Source organism: Amycolatopsis sp. NPDC059021, assembly GCF_042739895.1.
Taxonomy (GTDB): domain Bacteria; phylum Actinomycetota; class Actinomycetes; order Mycobacteriales; family Pseudonocardiaceae; genus Amycolatopsis.
This window is the reverse complement of sequence record NZ_JBHYIQ010000045.1, coordinates 18,417-36,849: the sequence shown is the minus strand read 5'-3', so window position 1 is coordinate 36,849 and position 18,433 is coordinate 18,417. Positions and strand designations below refer to the sequence as shown.

General features: G+C 69.9%; 15 protein-coding genes. 3 read left to right on the top strand and 12 right to left on the bottom strand.

What is annotated here, in order from left to right; translation table 11 throughout:
- Positions 1 to 3 precede the first annotated feature (3 nt).
- The 4 genes from ACFWX1_RS25380 to ACFWX1_RS25365 form a co-directional block, all read right to left on the bottom strand.
- Positions 4 to 438: a YybH family protein gene (locus ACFWX1_RS25380; protein WP_378391284.1), complete on the bottom strand. Its 435-nt coding sequence runs from the start codon at positions 436 to 438 to the stop codon at positions 4 to 6.
- Between the two features lie 12 nt (positions 439 to 450).
- A complete protein-coding gene (locus ACFWX1_RS25375; RefSeq protein WP_378391283.1) occupies positions 451 to 903 on the bottom strand; it encodes an SRPBCC family protein in 453 nt (150 codons plus the stop codon).
- Positions 900 to 1,244, bottom strand: a complete 345-nt coding sequence (locus tag ACFWX1_RS25370; RefSeq protein ID WP_378391281.1) for an ArsR/SmtB family transcription factor — start codon at positions 1,242 to 1,244, stop codon at positions 900 to 902. Before ACFWX1_RS25370 ends, ACFWX1_RS25375 begins: the two co-directional genes overlap by 4 nt.
- A gap of 62 nt (positions 1,245 to 1,306) precedes the next feature.
- A complete protein-coding gene (locus tag ACFWX1_RS25365) occupies positions 1,307 to 1,840 on the bottom strand; it encodes a GNAT family N-acetyltransferase (RefSeq protein WP_378391279.1) in 534 nt (177 codons plus the stop codon).
- A 41-nt stretch (positions 1,841 to 1,881) separates the two neighbouring features.
- Here ACFWX1_RS25365 and ACFWX1_RS25360 point away from each other — a divergent pair, with 41 nt between their 5' ends.
- A complete protein-coding gene (locus ACFWX1_RS25360; RefSeq protein ID WP_378391277.1) occupies positions 1,882 to 2,442 on the top strand; it encodes a helix-turn-helix domain-containing protein in 561 nt (186 codons plus the stop codon).
- A gap of 9 nt (positions 2,443 to 2,451) precedes the next feature.
- On the opposite strand, the gene ACFWX1_RS25355 is transcribed toward ACFWX1_RS25360, so the two are convergent.
- On the bottom strand, positions 2,452 to 3,489 hold the full coding sequence (locus ACFWX1_RS25355; RefSeq protein WP_378391275.1) for a hypothetical protein: 1,038 nt from the start codon (positions 3,487 to 3,489) through the stop codon (positions 2,452 to 2,454).
- A gap of 290 nt (positions 3,490 to 3,779) precedes the next feature.
- Positions 3,780 to 6,278, bottom strand: a complete 2,499-nt coding sequence (locus ACFWX1_RS25350) for an ATP-binding protein (protein WP_378391273.1) — start codon at positions 6,276 to 6,278, stop codon at positions 3,780 to 3,782.
- 350 nt (positions 6,279 to 6,628) lie between these two features.
- Here ACFWX1_RS25350 and ACFWX1_RS25345 point away from each other — a divergent pair, with 350 nt between their 5' ends.
- Complete coding sequence (locus ACFWX1_RS25345) at positions 6,629 to 7,039, top strand: hypothetical protein (protein WP_378391271.1); 411 nt, start codon at positions 6,629 to 6,631, stop codon at positions 7,037 to 7,039.
- A 129-nt stretch (positions 7,040 to 7,168) separates the two neighbouring features.
- Here ACFWX1_RS25345 and ACFWX1_RS25340 read toward each other — a convergent pair whose 3' ends face one another.
- The 6 genes from ACFWX1_RS25340 to ACFWX1_RS25315 all read right to left on the bottom strand — a co-directional run bounded on the left by ACFWX1_RS25340 (position 7,169) and on the right by ACFWX1_RS25315 (position 17,773).
- Positions 7,169 to 8,371: a cytochrome P450 gene (locus tag ACFWX1_RS25340; RefSeq protein ID WP_378391269.1), complete on the bottom strand. Its 1,203-nt coding sequence runs from the start codon at positions 8,369 to 8,371 to the stop codon at positions 7,169 to 7,171.
- On the bottom strand, positions 8,368 to 9,561 hold the full coding sequence (locus ACFWX1_RS25335; protein ID WP_378391267.1) for a cytochrome P450: 1,194 nt from the start codon (positions 9,559 to 9,561) through the stop codon (positions 8,368 to 8,370). Before ACFWX1_RS25335 ends, ACFWX1_RS25340 begins: the two co-directional genes overlap by 4 nt.
- On the bottom strand, positions 9,555 to 11,123 hold the full coding sequence (locus ACFWX1_RS25330) for an FAD-dependent monooxygenase (RefSeq protein WP_378391265.1): 1,569 nt from the start codon (positions 11,121 to 11,123) through the stop codon (positions 9,555 to 9,557). Before ACFWX1_RS25330 ends, ACFWX1_RS25335 begins: the two co-directional genes overlap by 7 nt.
- A gap of 9 nt (positions 11,124 to 11,132) precedes the next feature.
- Positions 11,133 to 14,207, bottom strand: coding sequence for a ferritin-like domain-containing protein (locus ACFWX1_RS25325; RefSeq protein ID WP_378391263.1), 3,075 nt, complete (start codon positions 14,205 to 14,207; stop codon positions 11,133 to 11,135).
- Positions 14,204 to 15,655 (bottom strand): flavin monoamine oxidase family protein, encoded by a 1,452-nt coding sequence (locus ACFWX1_RS25320; RefSeq protein WP_378391261.1) that lies wholly within the window; start codon positions 15,653 to 15,655, stop codon positions 14,204 to 14,206. Before ACFWX1_RS25320 ends, ACFWX1_RS25325 begins: the two co-directional genes overlap by 4 nt.
- Positions 15,656 to 16,234: 579 nt before the next feature.
- The gene (locus ACFWX1_RS25315; RefSeq protein WP_378391259.1) at positions 16,235 to 17,773 is read right to left on the bottom strand and encodes an MFS transporter; all 1,539 of its coding nucleotides are present in this window, start codon (positions 17,771 to 17,773) and stop codon (positions 16,235 to 16,237) included.
- Positions 17,774 to 17,955: 182 nt separating this feature from the next.
- Here ACFWX1_RS25315 and ACFWX1_RS25310 point away from each other — a divergent pair, with 182 nt between their 5' ends.
- The gene (locus ACFWX1_RS25310; RefSeq protein WP_378391257.1) at positions 17,956 to 18,327 is read left to right on the top strand and encodes a YciI family protein; all 372 of its coding nucleotides are present in this window, start codon (positions 17,956 to 17,958) and stop codon (positions 18,325 to 18,327) included.
- Positions 18,328 to 18,433: the final 106 nt, after the last annotated feature.

The following is an 18,433-nucleotide window of genomic DNA, read 5'->3' as shown; positions in this document are numbered from 1 at the left end:
CCGCTACGGGACCAGATCGACCAGTGCCGCGCCCGTGGCGGCGTCGAACGGAACCGAACTGTGCTCGTGGACGATCCGCCACACACCGTCCACCGCGCGGAACCCGACCGTGGACCGCACCCACATCGACACCTCGGTCCCGTCGGTCATCGTGCCACGCACCTGGAAGACGTAGTGCGCGAACGCGACCTCGCCGGACGCGGTGACCTCGATGTCCTTGATCCTCAACGTGATCGGCCCGTCGTAGCCGCCGAACCAGCTCTCCAGCCGGGCCCGTTCGACAGCCGCCCCACGCTCGCGCAGCTCGCCGACCGCGTCGAAGAGCACCACATCCTCGGCGTACTGTCCGAGCAACGCGGCCACATCCTTGGCGCGCACCGCGCCGGCGCGCGCCTCGATCAGTCCGGTGATTTCCGCGATGACATCGTTGCCGCCCATGACCTTCCCCCTTCAGGCCTGGGCGCGCCGGAGTTCGGCGCCGAGCTTGTCGAGCCACTCGCCGGTGCCCTGTTCCCGCCAGGCCGGTTCCTCGGCGCCGTCGAGGAACGTCCCCTGCTCGGTCAGGACCAGCCGGGTGCCCTCGCCGTCCGGGACGAACTCGATGGTGGTGATCGAAATGGTCGCGAGGGTGCCGTCGGCGCTCAACGTCCCGGCGTAGGCGATCCGCTGTCCGTCGACGATGTCGTGGTAGGTCGCCTCGAACGTCAGCAGCGGGCCGTCTTCGGCGTGGCGGCCGCGGTTGATTTCCCGCCCACCGACCCGGAAGTCCAGCTCGTGATGGTCGTTCGCGCCGAACCAGCGAGCCTTGACCGGCGGATCGGACCACGCCGCGAAGACACGGGCGGGCGCGACCGGGTACCGGCGTTCGAGGCTGAACGTGGCGTGCTTGACCGAACGGGTCATGACGAACTCCTGTCCTCCGGGGTTTCCGGCTCGGCGAAGACCTCGCCGAGCCGGTCGAGACGGCTCTCCCAAGGCGTGCGCTGCCGTCCGAGCCAGCCTTCGGCGGCCCGCAGCGCGGCCGGTTCGACCTGGCAGGTGCGCACCCGGCCTGCTTTTTCCGACCGGATGACCCCCGACGCCTCCAGAACCTGCAGATGCTGCACGACCGCCGCGAGCGACATCGTCAGCGGCGCGGCCAGTTCGCTCACCGAAGCCGGCCCGCGCACCAGCCGCTCCACCAGTGCCCGCCGCGTCGGATCCGCCAGCGCCTTGAACACCTGGTCGAGGTCATACTTAAGCATGTACTTAAGTTACTGCGGAGGAGGACAGAAGGTCAAGTAGTTACTTAAGTTTCGACGGTGGCTCAGCGGGGCTCGGCGGGCGGATCCTCGTCGATCAAGAGCGCCCGCTGCATCCAGGCGACGTCCCGCCAAGCGCCGTGTTTCCAGCCGATGCGCCGGTATGTCCCCACCGGTTCGAAACCCATCGCGCGGTGCAGGCCGGCGCTCGCGTCGTTCGGCAGCGTCATGCCCGCCACCGCGGTACGGAAGCCGCGCTCGGCCAGCCTGTCGAACAAGGCGGTGTACAGCGCGCGGCCACCGCCCGTCCGTCGTCGCCCTCGTTCGAGGTAGACACTGACCTCGCAGGACCAGCGATACGCGGCACGTTCCTTGAAGGGCCCGCCGTAGGCATACCCGGCGACGCGGCCGTCGTCCTCCAAGACCAGCCAGGCGTGCTTTTCGCTCGCCGCGGCGATGCGCTGGGCCATCTCCGACGGCGACGGCGGATCCGTCTCGAAGGTGATCGTGGTGTCGGTGACGTAGGGCGCGTAGATCGCGGCGCACGCCTCGGCGTCGGACTCGGCGGCGTCACGGATTTTCAGGTTCCCAGCAGGCATGGCTACTATAGTAGCTATTGAAGGTCCTATAGTGAACAACTATGTCGGACCCGCTCTCCGCGTCACTCGCCGCGACCCTCCACGCCGCCCGCCTCGAACGCGATCTCTCCGCCAGTGCGCTCGCCGAGCGCTCGGGCGTTTCGCGCGCCATGATCGGCAAGATCGAACGCGGCGAGGCCCAGCCGACAGCCGTGTTGCTCGGGCGTTTGTCGGGCGCGCTGGGGATGACACTGTCCGAACTCGTGGCCCGCGCCGAAGGCGGCGACCGGCGGCTCGTGCGTGCCGCGGACCAGCCCCGATGGACCGACCCGGCCAGCGGCTACCGGCGCCGCGCGATCTCGCCGACGACCGGCGGCCCGCTGGAACTGGTCGAGGTCGAACTGCCGCCGGGCGCCGAGATTCCCTTCCCCGCCGAGACCTACACCTTCCGCCACCAGCAGATCTGGGTGCTCGACGGCCATCTGCGGTTCCGCGAGGGCGAGATCGAACACGAACTCGACGCCGGCGACTGCCTCCAGCTCGGCCCGCCCGCCCCGTGCGCGTTCATCAATCCCACCGACGAAGTGTGCCGCTACCTGGTCGCCCATACGCGGCGCAGCTAGCCGGAAGCCTCAAGACAGGCGTTCGGCGATGAGCTTGCGGACGTCGTCCGGCAGTGCTTCGTCCTCCGGTCGCGCCGCGAGAACGTCGAGCAGGCGTCCGAGATCCCGCTCGGCGGCAGTGTTCCGCTCCGTCAGTGTCCGCAGTTCCGCGCCGAGCGCGAGCGTGGTGTCGTGCATCGCCCGGACCGACCGGTCGTGCTCCGCGCGGATCGTGGTGACCCGCTCGTCGAACTCCGCGCGAAGGCGGTCGGTGTCGGCCCGCGTTGCGGCCAAAGCGGTTTCGTGGGCCGCGGTGGCCGCGGAAAGCTGTTCGTGGAGCGCGTCGATCCGGTCCCGGGCGGAAGCGGCCTGCAGTTCGGCCGCCTCGGCCCGCGCGGCGGCGGCCTGTCCCCGGGCACGCTCGTCGACGAGGGCGGACTGGGTCGCAGCGAGTTCGGCGGTCGCCGAGGCCAGCGCGGTCGCCCGATCCCCCGCGAGCGCGGCGGCCGCCTCGGCGCGCTGGTTCGCACGGACGAGTTCGTCCCGTACCGCGGCGAGCTGCCCGGACGTGCGCTGCTGCTCCTGCACCGCCGCCTTGCGCGCCGCGCGCTGTTCATCGCGTTCCTTGACGGCCTTGGCCTGCTCCCGTTCCGCCTCCGCCGCACGTGCGCGGTCCTTCTCCGCCTGCTGACGCGCCAAGGTGGCGTCGGCCTCGGCGAGGCCGCGTTGCCGCCGGTGCTCGTCGGTCTCCTCGTGGGCGGTGTCCCGTTCGGCGAGCGCCGCTGCGACGGTCGCGTCGAGCTGCTGCCTGATCGTCGTGAGCACCTCGACCAGCCCGCGCGCCGGGTCGAGCACACGATCGATCTCTCCGGCGAGCGCCGCGACGGCGGTGTCGTCCAGCTCGGTGTCCGCCTCGCGCAAGGAGTCCGCGTCGACGAGCGCGGCCTCGGCGTCGCGACAGTTCAGGCCGCGGCTCCCCCAGGTCTTGCCGTCCTGACAGAACCTCGGCCGGTTTCCCCGGCCGCTGACCTGCGGGAGCGCGGCGCCGCACCGTCGGTAGCCACACACCCGCACTGATTCGTCACGCTTTTCGTCAGGCCCTGATTTTCCCGAGGGTGATGGATCCGGACGATCCGCGCCAGCCTCCTGGGAGCTTTGCTCGTCAACCACCGTCGCTGACCTGCGCTTTTCCATATCATCAGACTAGCATCACCAATATTTTGGAAAGATTTGGGTATCTATATCAGTGATTCAAGTTGCGGTGAACCCTCTGACTTTGGATAAGGTTTCATATCGAAAGTTAGGAGAGGCCGATCGAGTTGCCCGCCGGACTCCCCCTTCCGGGAGGGTCGATGCGACTAGGAGACGTCGCTGAGCAACGCTCGCATCGTTGCTGCTTCGGGGACGTCGAGTTCGATGTAGATCGCCAGTGCCGCGCGCCAGGACTCGCGGGCCTGCCTGGGATCGCCGAGCGCGTGGTGGGCCAGGCCGAGGTGGTGGTGGGCGTGGGCCTGCTCGGCGGGTTGGCCGGCCTGGCGGCTCAGGGTGAGCGCGTCGCGGTGGTAGTCAAGAGCGTCCCGGAGATTCCCGGTCAGGCGGGCGATCTGCCCGAGGTTGTTGAGGGATTCGGCCTGCAGGCTGCAGCTGCCGATGTCCTGGGCGATCGTGAGGGCCTGCCGGAAGTACTCCGCTGCGCGTTGCCCGGCTGCCTGCTCCAGATGAGCCATCCCCAGGCCGTTGAGACAGTTGACCTCGACCCATCGGTCGCCGCTCGCGCGTGCCTGCTCGACCCCTTGCTGGAAGCACTCGAGCATCAGTTCGGTTTGTCCCAGCCGCCAGTGGGCCAGCCCCAGCGGGATCAGGGCGTGGCGTTCGACGTACCGGTTCCCGCTGCACTGCCCCAGCTCATGCGCGGTGGTGGCGAGCTCGAGCGCGGTGTGGTGGCGCCCGAGCGACCAGTGGATCATCGCCAGCCCGCACAGATGCTGACCTTGCAAGGCCTGGTCTTCGCACAGGCCGGCCAGGATCAGACCGTGGTGGAAGTGCTCGAGCGCGTCGCGATAACGGCCGACCCGGCCGCGCGCGGACCCGAGATTGTGCAGGGCATAGCTGGTGGTGCCGCCGTCGCCGGACATCTTCGCCGCCGAGCACGCCCGCTCGAAATGCCGGGCGGCCTGGAGATAGTCGCCCCGGCGCCAGCGACTCAGGCCGAGCCCGATCAGCGCGCGGGCCTCGCCTTCGTGATCGCCGGCGTCGCGGGCGGTCGACAGGGCGAGGGTGTGCAGGTCCCACGCGTCGTCGTAGTAAGCGCGGATGTCCAGGAAATGCCAGAGCGCGGTGGCCAGGGCACCTACCCAGGCATTCGACCGCGAGCCGGTCGTGGTCCGGGCGAGGGCGAGCAGGTTGACCCGTTCGGTTTCCAGCCACGCCAGGGCCTGCGCGTAGCCGGCCACCGTCACGAACGAGGGGTCCGCCGCCGGGTCGGCGCGGTGCTGGTCGCAGGCCAGCACCGCGGCGGCATGGTGGGCGGTGCGCACGTAGAACTCGCCGATCCGGTGCAGCGCGGCGTCGCGTCTTCGCTGGTCCATGCTGGTGCGGGCGGTCTCGACGGCGTAGAGGCGGACCAGGTCGTGCATCCGGTAGCGGCCGGGCGCGTCCTGCCGCAGCAGGCACACCTGTTCCAGCGCGTCGAGGATCTCCCGGGCCCGCGCCAGGGGCAGGCCGGTGAGCGCGGCCGCGGCGGGCAGGCCGATGTCGGGGCCGGGCGCGAGACCGAGCAAACCGAACACCTCGGCCTGAGTCGGCGTGAGTCTCGCGTAGGACCAGGACAGGACCGAGGCGATACCGACCGACCCCGCGCCGCACTCCAGCGCGGACAACCGGGTGGTGGCATCGGCCAGCTCGGCGGCCAGCACGGTCAACGTGAGGCCACGGGTCCGCGCCCGCGCCGCGACCACGCCCAGTGCCAGGGGAAGCCCGCCGCAGCAGGCCAGCACTCGCCGGCTCGCGTCGGGCTCGGCCGCCAGCCGCTCGGTGCCCAGGCGAGAGACGAGCAAGGCGTGCGCGTCGGTGTCCGGCAGGACATCGAGCGGGAGAAAGTTCAGGCCTTGGGAGGCGTCCAGTCCCGTCAGCGGGGCACGGCTGGTGATCATCACCGTGCAGGCGGCACCTCCAGGCAACAGCGGCGCCACCTGCGCCGCGTCGGCGGCGTTGTCCAGCATCACCAGCATCCGCTTGGCAGCGGTCAGGCTCCGGTACAGGCCCACTTGAGCATCGAGGCCGGCAGGCAGCGACGCCGGGGAAACCCCGAGTGCGTCGAGGAAACCGCGTATCACCGCTGCCGGTGGCAGTGGCGTGGCCTCGGGTGAGAACCCGCGCAGATCGACGTACAACTGCCCGTCGGGGAAGCGGTCCACATGCTGATGTGCCCAGTGCAGGGCCAGCCAGGTCTTACCGATCCCGCCCGCACCACCGATCGCGGTGATCACCACCGTCGGCGCCGGCCCGGAAGTGTCCCGCGCCCACCGCGTCAGTGCCGCGAGCTCCTGCGCGCGGCCGGTGAAACCCCGAGGCGCCGCAGGCAGTTGCCGGGGTACCACCGAGGACGCGGACCGGTGGTACTGGTGCTCGGCGCCGGTGCCCAGCGCGAGCGACATCAGCTCGTCGAACTCGCGGGGCTCCAGGTTGAGCGCATCGGCCACCCGGCGCAGCGACACCAGACGAGGCCGCTCACCACTGTCGGTTTCCAGACGGCACAGCGTGCGCACCGAGACCCCGGACCGCTCGGCCAACTCCTCCTGAGTCAGCCCCGCCTGCTCCCGCAGCCGCCGCACCGCGGCCGACAACCGATCGCCCATGCCGACCTCCCCGCCGGCCACGTTCACCTCGTGAACCCACGGTAACGCACTGCCCGGACACGGATGGCGGATTTCTGACCTGGTCACCCTGGCGGCCCAGCACCAGACTGAACCACGGCCCCAGCACGCCGGGGCAGCCCAGGGCCCGCGGGTGTCGCGGCCCGGGAGTTATCCGGTCACGAAGTGCGAGAAATGCCCGACGACGTGGGGTATCGCCGGGCGGTCTCGTACTGGGCAACGCCTACCAAGGGGGGTTCACAACGTGACTGCGAGACATTCCCGGAACGGTGACGTTGTGCGGTAGTGCTCGCGTACCTTGGATCAGTATTCATCAAGGGAGGATGGTAAAGATGCGAATCAAGCATCGCGCAGTGGGCGCATTCACAGGAGCCTTGCTGCTGTTCGGGCTTCCGCTCGCCTCGGCCAATGCCACGGAGCCGTCATCGGCGAACTCCACGGCTTCCCCGGCGTCCGCGAAGGCGACTCCGACCGTTGTCCCGCATGCGGATGGCCTGTCGTCTCCGGCTGATTGCTGGACCACCTTCGTACCGCCGTCACCGCAAGGTGGTGCCATGGACCATTACTACAAGAACTGCAATGGATATGCCATTACGGTGACAACCGGATACCGGAACAGTGCTGGGCAGATCACGGTCCTCGGGGGAGGAAATATCGTCACGCTCGCCAACCAGGAAACCGCGAGCTGGCACTACAACGCCACCGAAAGAGGCGTTCAGTATTCCACGATCATCGTCCGGTAATTCCGGCGGAACAGAGATCCGCCGGCGGCACGGGGAGGGCGTGGCCTCGGGTGGAGGGTGACCGCTGTGTCGCCTTCCACCCGAGGCCATCGGCGGATCGAGGCGGCGGCACCGACGCGGCCGGTGGCTTCAGGGGGTGAGCCGTGCCGGCAGCGTGGCGAGCCTCCGGCTGAGGAGATCGCTCTGCCAGTCCGGTGGCGCGTCCGGATCGGCGAGCCGCGCGTCCGGGAAGCGGTCGAGGAACGCCGCGATCGCCGTCCGGGCCTCCAGCCTGGCCAGCCCGGCACCGACGCAGTAGTGCGCCCCGAGCCCGAACGTGACGTGGTCGATCGGGTCCCGCTCCGGCCGGAACTCGCCGGGCTCGGGATGGACGCGCGGATCGTGGCCGACGGTGGCGAGGTTGACCAGCACCGGCGCGCCGGCCGGAATGTCCACATCGGACAAGGTGCACGCGTGGGTGGCGAACCGCCAGGTGGCCAGCGGGAACGGCGGATGCAGCCGGAGCGTTTCCTCCACGATCGCGTCGACGTCGGCCGTCCGCCGCGGTGCCCGGAGCAGTTCGTAGAGCGCCGAGGAGAGCAGGCTCGCGGTCGATTCGTGGCCCGGCAGCACGAGGCTCGGGATCCACGCCTTGACCTCGACCAGGCTGGCCCGCGGTGGATCCGTCCTGGTCAGCGTGAGCAGATCGGTGATCAGCCCGGCGCCGATCCGGTCCGGCTGCCGGTCGATCAGCTCGCCGATGGTGCCGTACAGCCGTCCGCGGCCCCGATCCCGCACAGCCGCGCTGCCGCCGTAGAAGATGTCCTCGCTCGCCGCGCGGATCGTCGCGTGCAGTTCCCGGGGCAGGCCGAGCAGGACGCAGATGATGTCGAGCGGCAAGGGGTACGCCAAACCCGCGACCAGATCGACCGCCTTGCCGCGCTGCTCCGCCAGAGCGTCCAGCAGCTGGGCGGTCACCGTGGCGACGGTCGGTTCCCACGACCGCACCCGGGCCGGGCTCAGCGCGAGCAGATGCAGTTTGCGCAGCCGCAGGTGTTCCGCGCCCTCGCTGGTGACGATGTCGGAGGCCACCGAGGTCTCCGCCGAGCCGATGAGGCCACTCTCGTCGACGAAGTAGGGCGGCGCGTGGCGTCCCTCCTTGCTGAACGCCGCGGTGTCGCGCAGCACCTCGCACACCAGCTCGGGCCCGGACACGATCCAGGCGTGGCCGTCACCGTGCGGAATGCGTGCCACGGGTCCGTGGCCGGGCAGCTCGAGCAGCGTACGCACCAGGTCGTGGGCGCCCCTGGCGAGCGAAAGCCGGACGATCGGCGCGGGCTTCGAGTTGGTCATCGGATCTCCAGCATCAGCCGCCGTGGCCCGTGGAAGACCAGGTCGTCGGCGTACGGGACGGGCTCGCCGGTCAGCTCGAACCCGGGCAGGCCGGCGAGCAGGGCGGCCAGCCCGATCTCGGCCTCGGTCCGCGCCAGCGCGGCGCCGAGGCAGTAGTGGATACCGAAGCCGAAACCGGTGTGCCTGCCGCCGGTCCGGTTCAGCCGCAGCAGATCCGGGTCCGGGAACCGCAGCGGATCACGGTTCGCCGAGCCGAGCGCGAGCAGCACCTTGTCGCCGCGCCGGATTTCGCGCCCGCGGAGCACCATGTCCCGGTACGCCCAGCGTGTCACGAACTGCACCGGACAGTCGTAGCGGATCAGCTCGTCGACCATGTCCGGCAGGAACTCGGGATGCGCGCGCAGCCACCGCAGCAGATCCGGATGGGCCAGCAGCGCGAGGACCGATTTGCCGATCAGGTTGGTGGTGGTCTCGTGTCCCGCGGTGAGCAGGTGGACGCAGGTGGCCACGATCTCCGTCTCGGACAGTTCCCCGTTCGTGGCCAGCAACGCGATCAGATCGCGACGTTCGCCGCCACGCTGGGACCGCGCCGCCCGCGCGAAGTACTCGGCGAGGCGCCGCGCGGCATCGTCCGCCCTCGCGTAGCCGTCCGGCAGCCTGCGGGCACGTGCCGAGGTGGCCTCCTCCAGTTCCAGCGCGCATGCGCGGAACCAGCCGCGATGCTCTTCCGGTACGCCGAGCAGTGCGGAGATGACCAGGATCGGCAGCGGTGCGGCGAACTCGCCGATCAGCTCCACCGCCGGCTTGTCCCGGATGGACAGCAGGAGGTCCCAGGCGAGTTCCCGGATCCGGCCGCGGAGATCCTGCACGACGTCGAGCGAGAACTCCGTGGCGAGCAGGGTACGGAGCCTGCCGTGCCGCGGCGGATCGAGGAACACCAGCCAGTTCTCCACGATGGCGCGCAGGGTCTGGTGGCGTTCCGGCACGATCGGCGCGCCGTCCACCGAACGCCTGCCGAAGTCCCGGCTGGACAGTACGGACACCACGTCGTCGTACCGGAACACGTACCAGGCGTCACTGTGGTGCACCGGATCATGGTCCCGGTATCGCCGGTAGGCCGGGTAGGGATTCGCCAGCCGCTCCCCCGCCCAGCCGGTGAAGCCGAAGGGAGGCAAGGGATCCGTCACCATCTCGCGCCCCGGACCCGGTCCGCGAGTTCGGCGGGATCGGCGGGCGGCGCGGTACCACGCCACGCGACGTGCCCGTCCGGGCGGACCAGGACGAACGGCCGTTCGTACAACGCGGCGACGGCCGGGTCGGCGCACCTGGACACCGCGAGCGGCACCCGGCGCTCGGCGAACGCGCGCTCGAATCCGGGCAGCCGGTCCGATCCGGTGAAGTGCAGCAACGTGAAACCCGGCCCGAAGAGATCCAAAGTGGACACTCCGGGGGCGAGCCAGGCGTGCGGGGCACGGGAGCCCGGCACGGTGGTCTGCCGCCATTCCCCGTCCGCCGGCGGTTCCCCGTCGGGTACCACGAGCGGCGAGGCGTACCGGTATCCGAAGTGGACCTTCGGCGCGTCGAACTCGTGCCGGACCCCGCTGTCCTCCAGGCGTCGCGCCATTTCCGCCCTGGCGCGTTCGCCCTCGGGCGTGTCGTGGTCCAGTTCCCCGGGCAGTTCCCTGGCCATCGTGCGGCGCAGGTTGACCCGGGCCTCTTCCAGGCTGTCGACCGCGACGGGACGCCGTTCGTCGTGATAGCTGTCCAGCAGTCGCGGGCCCGCCCAGCCGCCGAGCTCGGCCGCGAGTTTCCACCCCAGATCCGCTGCGCCGCAGATCCCGGTGCTCATCCCGAACCCGCCGGAGGGCGACAGCGTGTGCGCCGCGTCGCCGACCAGGAAGACCCGGCCCGCGCGGAAGCGGTCGGCAACCCGGTGGGTCAGGTGCCATTCGCCGTCGGACAGCGTTTCCACCGGGGTGTCGAGCGCGATCGCGCTGGTGACCAGCGAAGCCGCGTCGAGGTCGGTCTCCCCGGAGACGACCAGGTTGTACAGCTCCCGGCCGTCGAGGCAGCGCAACGGGAAACGCAGCTCCGAGGACCTCAGCAGGAAGTACACCATGGCGGTGCGCGGCCCGAGCTGCTCACGCAGCCGGGGCGCGCGGAACAGGATGTTGCGGAACACCTGGGTCTCGTACCGCGGAGGCGCGCCGATCCCGCAAGCGGTGCGCACGCGCGAGGACGCGCCGTCGCAGGCGACCATGAACCGCGTCTCGATCCGCAGCGGTGTCTCGGTCGCGAGATCGGTGACGGAGGCGAGCACGCGGTCGTCGTCCTGCGAGAACCCGTCGAGACGGCACCGCGTCCGGACCGGGCCCGCCTCCCGCATCAGCAGCGGGGTCAGCCAGTGCGCCGGGCAAATCTGGTCCGGTTCCGGGGTGTGCGCGGGCAGCGGACGGCTGTCGGCGGTGCCCCGGTCCAGCCGGTAGATCTCGTGCCCGCCGACCCTGGTCACCCACGCGACGTCCAGCGGGTAGTCACCCGGCCAGCCCGCGGCCCGGATCTTCTTCGCCACACCCCAGCGGCGGAACAGTTCCATCGACCGCGGGCCGACGGTGCTCACCTTCGGATGGGACACCTCCCCGTCGCTCGCCTCGACGAGGACGACCGAAACACCCCGGTACCTCAGGTCGAGGGCCAGTGCGAGGCCGACCGGACCGCCGCCCACGATCAGCACATCGGTCTGCAGGGCCATGTGTCCTCCTCAGACCACGAACCGCGGGGAGGTCCGGAACTGCTCGGTGAGGAATTCCAGGGTCTCCACCGCGCTTTCCGGTACCAGTTCGCAGGTGCGGGCGGCCGACGCGAGATGCCGGAACCGCAGCGTGATGGCCCGCATCGCGACGTCCGGCCGGGCCGTGTAGCCCGGGGGCTCCTCGAGTTCGAACGACGGCCCGGCGGTCCGCCCCCGCCTGCCCGAGGGCAGCGTGACCAGCAGTTCGCCCAGCGGCCGCAACACCCCGGTCATCACCTCGATCGCCATGTTCATCACCTCGGACCGGCGCAGGCTGGAATCCGGCCGCTGGCCGAAGTGCTGGACCATGAGCTGCAGCATCATGAAGTAGGCCCGGTTGAACAGCACCAGGACCTCCCTGGCCCGCGGATCGGTGATCTGCTCCTTCGCCGGGTCGTCGTCGTGCAGGCTCGGGTTGCGCACCACCGGATACGCCGGGCTCCACGGGGCGCGGCGGCCGCGCGAGTTCGTCACCTGCTCGGTCATCAGCAGCTCGGACATCTTCAGGAACGTGTCGAAATGGGCCGGTTCCCCGGTTTCCGTCCCGCGGAGCACACCACCTTCGCCCTGCTCGGTGATCACGTCGATCGCGAACAACGCGCTGGACAGGTCGTCCACCTCCAGCTGGTAGTCGGGGTACACCTCGTTGATCGACTCCCGCAGGAACAGGTGGTGCTCGCCGCCGCCGCGCCCCTTGTCCACCAGGAAGAGACCGGGCACCCGGGACAGGCCTTCCCGGATGCTCGCGTAGAGCTCGCTGAGTGAGGCGTAGGGGTGCCGGGGGCCTCGCGCGTCGTCGCCGCGGATGTCACCGCGCCGGATCTCCCCGGCCAGGCCCGCGGGCTGCTCGATCGCGATGAACCGCTGGACGCTGCCGATCCCGAACGGTTCGAGGGAGAAGTCCAGCGGCACGGGCAGCTCGTTGTTGATCGTCCCGAAATCGATGGACGGAACGTAGAACGTCTCGCCGGTGGCCATGATGATGTTGTTGACCAGCAGGAAGTGGATCATCTCTTCGCGTGCCACGGTGAGCAGGGCGCCGCGTATCCCGTCGTCACGGTCCTCGCCACCGCGGCCACACGCGAGCCGCAACTGCTCCGGCGTCCATTCACCACGGCGTACGTACTCGGTGCCCGCGCCGTAGGCCGGGATGGAGAACGCCGCGTACAGGTATTGCAGCATCACCGCCAGCTCGATCGACGCGCCGTGCCGCAACGCGGTGAGCAGCGCGCGGCGCGTGGTGATCTTCGGCCCGGACCGTTCGGCGGCCGGGACGATCAGCGGCACCTCGCCCGCCTTCTGCCCGGCACGGAGGAACTTCAGCAGCAGCCGCGCCTTCGGCTCGGTCAGGTCCCTGGTCGGCGGCATGTAGTAGGTCTTCGCCTTGTTCGCCGGATCGGACATCTGCCAGATGAGATCGGCGTAGGTCCGCACCCGGCACCGGTCGGCGAGGCTGAACACCTCGTCGGCCATGAAGGAGGAGAGCAGTTCGTACGGCGCGAAGATCTCGCGGTACACCAGGTCGTAGTCGACCTCGTCCTCGGACAGGTCGTCGAGCCGCCAGTCGTCAGGCAGTACGCGTACGGACAGCCCGCCCGCGCCGGCCCAGTAGCCGAGGACGTCGTCGTTGTCGTAGCAGGCTGCGGCGGAGCCCGGCCGGTCCGGATCCGCCGGCACGTCATCGTCCCGCGCGGACAGTCCGATCCGGGCGGAGCCGGCCCGCGCGCCGCGGACGGTGAACCAGCCGAGGCCCTGCGAATCGGTACGCACGGCACAACTCGACGACCAGTGCCCCGGTTCGTCCAGCCGCCCGGCCCGCAGCCGCAGGATTTCGACCGCGGACGAAGCCGCGTCCGGGGCGCACGCCACCGGGTCGCGAGGCAGCGCCCGGGGATTGAAGAACTGCCTGACCTGGACCGTGTCCACCGCGCCGGGGCGGCCACGGACGAACGACCGCACCGGCACCTCGATGTCCTGACCGGAGTCCGCGTCGTGCTTCGGATGCTCCAGGAACAGGCAGGCGTCGTCGACCTGGAGGTTGATCTCGCGCTCGGTGCACAACATCTCACCGTCCTCTTCGGACAGACACAGCGCGGCCGCGCCAGGCTGGGCCACCACCTCGGCCGTGACCAGGCAGCCGGACTTCCCCGGCGCGGGCAGCCGGGCGACGAGCCGATCGTCGGCGGTGCGCAGCAGCAGCGCCCTCGCCTCGGGCATACCGACCAGATTGGCCGTGGCGTGGTCCTCGGCGACCGCGACGGTGAGCGGAGACCGTCCCGGCCGCCGCGGGACGAGCAGCCGCCCGGCCGGATAGGTCCGCGGCTCCCAGCCCCGCCACGGGGCAATCGTCCCGGTCAGCGCCCACCGCGTCGGCGAATCCGGGGCGGGCACCACCGGATCGCTCAGCCCGAACTGGACCACCAGGCCGTCGAATCCCGCACTCTCCACAGTGGACCGGAGCGCGGTGGTGGCGGGCGATTTCGCCGCGTCGTCGAGCCAGCTGAGCCCGTCGGCCTGCCGGACCACGAACTGGTAGACCGTCGAGCGGCCGTGCCGATGCCACCGCGGCGGGCAGAACCCGCTCACCTCGCCGGTGCACAGGTACCCCACGTCGTGCGACCGGCCCTGTCTGCCGAAACAGAACTGGCCGACCATCAGCGTGGTGGTCCACGCCGACGACGGGTCGAGGTCGAACACCCTGGCCCGGTTGAACGTGGTCGCGAGGTAGGGGTTGTAGTGGCCCCACATGTCGACCGCGCGCCCGGCGACCGGATCCTCCCGATCGGCCACCCCGGCTTCGAGCTCGGCACAGGTGATCCGCGCGTCGATGAAGAAATGGCCGTTGCCCCCGAAGTTGGTGCCCTTGGCGCCCTTCCGGTCGAGGTAGTCGTGGTACTCGGCGATCGCCCGGTCCGCCGGATACGGTCCCTCTTCGGTGAGCGCGGAGTTCGTGGCCAGGTCGAGCAGCCCGCCGCGCGGTCCGGTCGGCACCCTCGTCGTCGCCACCCCGGCGAAATGCAGACGCGGCAGATCGAACACACTCATCGGTACTCTCCTTTCCCCGCCGCGCCACCGACCGGGATCAGCCGTGCCCGTGGCCGGTGGAAATGGATCTCACCGACCGCGTTGATCGCCGATTCGATCGCGCCCTCGATCCACGCGGTGGTCGACGAACAGTGCTCACCGGCGAAGAACAGCCGGTTCTCCGGCCGGGCCGCGCGGACGCGTTCCCGCTCGCATTCGTCCGCGTCCTTGCCCCAGCGCACGGCGGCGGCGCCTTCGCTCCACCTGTGCTGTCCCCAGGCGAGGCTCACCGCGTCCACCACCATGTCCGGGCGCAGCAGTTCGGGATGCATGCGGCCGAGTTCGGTGAGCACGGCAGCGTGCCGGACCGCGGCGGGCATCCGGCCGAGCACGTCCGCGTCGTCGCCGATCGTGTAGCTGGCGAGCAGCGCGGCCCCGTTCGCCGGATCGCCCTCCACCGGCGGGTAATAGGTCTGCCGGATGCGGCCGCCGCCGAACGACGCGCCGCCGGTGATCCCGTGCCGTTCCCAGAACGCTTCCCGGCAGCGAAAGGCGACCTTCGTCGCCGACCAGTACTTGATCTCGCGGATCGCGGCGAGCTTGCTTTCGCTGAAGCCGCTCAGCGCGAACCGGCGGAGGACCGGGAACGGGATGGTGCACAGCACGTAGTCGCACCGCCGGGTGTCGAGGCGGTCGCCTTCCCGGATGTCGATCAGGACATCGTCGTCCCTGACATGCAGTCCGACGACCTCCTGGCCGAGGCTGACCGGCCCCTGGATCCGCTCGGCCAGCCGCCGGGTGAACTGGTCCATGCCCCCTTCCAGGCGGACCAGCTCCGGGCTGATCTCGCACAGGATGTCGTCGACGAACCGGTTGAGTTCCCCGTTCCGGCCGGGCCGGACCTCGGGATGCGCGGCGAAGAACGCGGACAGATCGACCTGGTTCTTGGCTCTGCCACGCAGAAACGGGCTCAGATCGATGCGCTCGACCTGGTCGAGCAGCTCCAGGCTGAACTCGTCCCGCAGATCGCCCCGGAAGTCGCGCGGGGCGATCGCGGTGCCGACCGCCATCAGCCAGGCGCCGAACAGGATGGTCTGCTCGCTGTAGCGGTGCCCGGCCAGGCTGTGGCGGAACTTCTCCACCAGCGTGCCGGCCGCGTCCCCGACCCGGACGTAGCCGTCGCCGGTGGTGTAGTAGGTCTCGTCCTCCGAGAACAGCGTGCTGAAGTCGCGGACCTTGTCGGTCAGGCCGAGTTTGGTGATGTAGGCCATCGCGAGCCGGTGCTTGGCAGGAATGCGCATGGCCCCCAGTTCGACCAGCGGAGCGGCGGGACCAGCCCGAAACCGGTGGGTGTGCACGCGCCCGCCAACCCGGCCGCTGCCTTCCAGGATCTCGACGTGATGTCCCAGGTCCTCCAGTTCGCACGCCGCGACCAGCCCGGCGACTCCGGCGCCGATAATGGTGACCATCTTGGTGGTGGATGTCGAAAAACGATCTCGCTCGGAAATGATGTTCGACATTTCGGTGACCCCCTGAGCCGAATCCAGTCGACACGTTACCGCGCGGCTCAGCTCCCGTCTCCCCCTTATTCCCGGCCTCGGGTACAGCCATTCGCGCAAAGGTCCTCCAGGCCGGATTCCTGCGTGTCCGCAAGGAGTTTCCGGCGACAAATCCCGGTATGACCGGTCGCCTTTCCCGCCGATATTTCGGCTTCGCACGAGGTGCGGCGTCCGGTTTTCCCGGCGGCGTGCCGCGGGGGCCGGTTACCTTCGGGGCGGCTGTGCGGCAACGGATCCAGCTCATTGCGCCATCCGGCCGAGATCTCCGTTCGCGCCCGCGGATACCCGCTCCGCGACATCGAGTTCGGCCTTCACCGTGATTTCTTTTCGCCATGAGCGACGAGAATGAACATATCGGCCTCGTTCCTCGCTTTCGCTCACGGCTCGGCATCCGCAGCGTCCGAACCGGAAACCCGTTGGGCTTTTCGTGCCGTATCGACCTGTTTGTCGATTCGAGGAGCGTTTTCACCGGCGCAACGACATCGGAAGTCATGCGGCCGCAGGCTGGATCTCGGCCTGGGAATCCGTGGTGGTCCCCGTCGAGCGGGCTTTCACGACGAGGACGGCGAGCGCGCTGAACAGCACCGCGGCGACGACACCGATGACGTTGACGCCGCTGGTGAAGGCGTCCTTCGCGGTGTGCAGGAGCTCAGCGGCTTCCGTGGGCGGGAGTTGCCGAGCCGCGGCGGTCGCCCCCGCGAGAGTCTCCCCCGCGGCCGCCGGCGCGCCCGCCGCGACGGCGTCGGCCATCCGGCCGCCGTAGACGCTCGCCCCGAGGACGCCGAGCAACGCCAAGCCCAGTGAGCCGCCGAAGTAGTTGCCCGTTTCGGACATGGACGCCGCCGAGCCCGCCCGCTCGACCGGCACGGAGCCCACGACCAGCCCGGTGCCGAGGGCGAACAACGGGCCCGTGCCCAGCGCGAGGACGGCGATGCCGACCATGACCAGCGGCAGCCCGTGCACGCTGTCGACCAGGACGAGCAGGACCGAACCCAGCACGGACACCGCCAGCCCGGCGGCGATCGCGGTGGACGGCTTCAGCCAGCGCGTCAGCCCGGGTGCGGCCATCGTGCCCACGGCGACGGCCAGGCCCATCGGCGCGAACAGCACGGCCGAGGCCAGCGCCGAGAAGCCGAGCACACTCTGCAGGTACTGGGTGACCATCAGGCCCGTCCCCGCCATCGCGACCCCCGCGAGCACCAATGCGACCAGCACGGCGGTGAACGGCCGGTTGCGGAACAGCCGCAGGTCCAGCAGCGGCGTGTCGAGCTTCAGCTGACGCCGGACGAACACGGCCCCGACCGCCAGGCCGGCCACGATCGCCGCGAGCGGCACGGCCAGGTCGTGCGGGCCCTCGACGGTCAGCCGCTTGAGGCCGTAGATCGTCAGCAGTACGGAGACCAGCGACAGCCCGACGCTCGCGAGGTCCAGCCGTCCGGGCTCCGGAGCGCGGTACTCGGGCAGCACCATCGGGCCGACGATCAGCAGCAGCACCATCACCGGCACCGCGATCAGGAACACCGAGCCCCACCAGAAGTACTGCAGCAGGAACCCGGCGAGGACCGGGCCGAGCGCGCCGCCGGCGAACTGGCTGGTCGCCCACACCGCGATCGCCCTGCCGCGCTGCCGTTCGTCCCGGAACATGCTGCTGATCAGGGCGAGCGTCGACGGCGTCAGGGTGGCACCGGCGATCCCCAGCAGACCCCGCGCGATGATCAGCATCTGCGGATTCGCCGACCACGCGGCCACGATCGACACGGCCGCGAAGGCCGCCGCGCCGATCAGCAGGAGCCGACGGCGGCCGATCCGGTCGCCGAGTGTGCCCATGGTGATCACGAAGCCGGCGACCAGGAAGCCGTAGCTGTCGGTGATCCAGAGTTGCTGGGTGCTGTCGGCGCCCAGATCCGCGCTCACGCGCGGGAGCGCCAGGAACAGGGCGGTCATGTCCATCGCCACCACCAGCGTCGGCAGGACCAGCACCAGCAGTCCCAGCCACTCGCGCCGGCCGGCTGCTCGCGTGTTGTTCATATCGGCTTCCTCACTCGGTCGGGTACCTTCACCGCCTGGTCGTGGCCGCCGCCGCGTTCTTGACATCGGGCCGTGCGAAAGTCGGACGGAAATTTCCCGCGGGGGATGTCAAGGCGAGGCCCGCGGCTTCGACCACTGGGCGAAAGGCCCGAGGGGCCACCGAGAACTACCAGGGAGTAGCAATGAAGTTCCTGCTGATCATGCACATGAACCCCGCCGTGTGGAACGCGCTGACCGAGGAGGAGCGCACCGAGGTCATGGAGGGGCACGGCGCGTTCATCGACACGATCAAGAACTCCGGCGAGATGGTCATGACCCAGGCGCTGGCCGATCCGTCGCAGAGCGCGGTCGTCCGCGTCCGCGGCGGGCAGCCCGTCGTCACGGACGGTCCCTACCTGGAGGCCAAGGAGTACCTCGGCGGCTTCTACTTCATCGAGTGCGCGAACAAGGAACGCGCCCTCGAACTCGCGGCGATGATCCCCGACGCGAAGGTCGAGGGCCTCGGCATCGAGGTCCGCGAGGTCGTCTTCTCCGACGGAGCCGCGACGAGCTGAAGTCGCGTATTGCCCGTGCCTGAAGGTCCGTGAAGGCCTCCTTCACAGCGGTGTTCCCGGGGTAGGGGGCCGTAAACGTACCACCGGGGCAACCAAAAAAGTCGCG

Excerpts from the sequence above, each read along its gene's own strand:
- ACFWX1_RS25380 (WP_378391284.1), bottom strand. The coding sequence starts at position 438 with ATGGGCGGCAACGATGTCATCGCGGAAATCACCGGACTGATCGAGGCG.
- ACFWX1_RS25375 (WP_378391283.1), bottom strand. The coding sequence starts at position 903 with ATGACCCGTTCGGTCAAGCACGCCACGTTCAGCCTCGAACGCCGGTAC.
- ACFWX1_RS25370 (WP_378391281.1), bottom strand. The coding sequence starts at position 1,244 with ATGCTTAAGTATGACCTCGACCAGGTGTTCAAGGCGCTGGCGGATCCG.
- ACFWX1_RS25365 (WP_378391279.1), bottom strand. The coding sequence starts at position 1,840 with ATGCCTGCTGGGAACCTGAAAATCCGTGACGCCGCCGAGTCCGACGCC.
- ACFWX1_RS25360 (WP_378391277.1), top strand. The coding sequence starts at position 1,882 with ATGTCGGACCCGCTCTCCGCGTCACTCGCCGCGACCCTCCACGCCGCC.
- ACFWX1_RS25350 (WP_378391273.1), bottom strand. The coding sequence starts at position 6,278 with ATGGGCGATCGGTTGTCGGCCGCGGTGCGGCGGCTGCGGGAGCAGGCG.
- ACFWX1_RS25345 (WP_378391271.1), top strand. The coding sequence starts at position 6,629 with ATGCGAATCAAGCATCGCGCAGTGGGCGCATTCACAGGAGCCTTGCTG.
- ACFWX1_RS25340 (WP_378391269.1), bottom strand. The coding sequence starts at position 8,371 with ATGACCAACTCGAAGCCCGCGCCGATCGTCCGGCTTTCGCTCGCCAGG.
- ACFWX1_RS25335 (WP_378391267.1), bottom strand. The coding sequence starts at position 9,561 with ATGGTGACGGATCCCTTGCCTCCCTTCGGCTTCACCGGCTGGGCGGGG.
- ACFWX1_RS25330 (WP_378391265.1), bottom strand. The coding sequence starts at position 11,123 with ATGGCCCTGCAGACCGATGTGCTGATCGTGGGCGGCGGTCCGGTCGGC.
- ACFWX1_RS25325 (WP_378391263.1), bottom strand. The coding sequence starts at position 14,207 with ATGAGTGTGTTCGATCTGCCGCGTCTGCATTTCGCCGGGGTGGCGACG.
- ACFWX1_RS25320 (WP_378391261.1), bottom strand. The coding sequence starts at position 15,655 with ATGGTCACCATTATCGGCGCCGGAGTCGCCGGGCTGGTCGCGGCGTGC.
- ACFWX1_RS25315 (WP_378391259.1), bottom strand. The coding sequence starts at position 17,773 with ATGAACAACACGCGAGCAGCCGGCCGGCGCGAGTGGCTGGGACTGCTG.
- ACFWX1_RS25310 (WP_378391257.1), top strand. The coding sequence starts at position 17,956 with ATGAAGTTCCTGCTGATCATGCACATGAACCCCGCCGTGTGGAACGCG.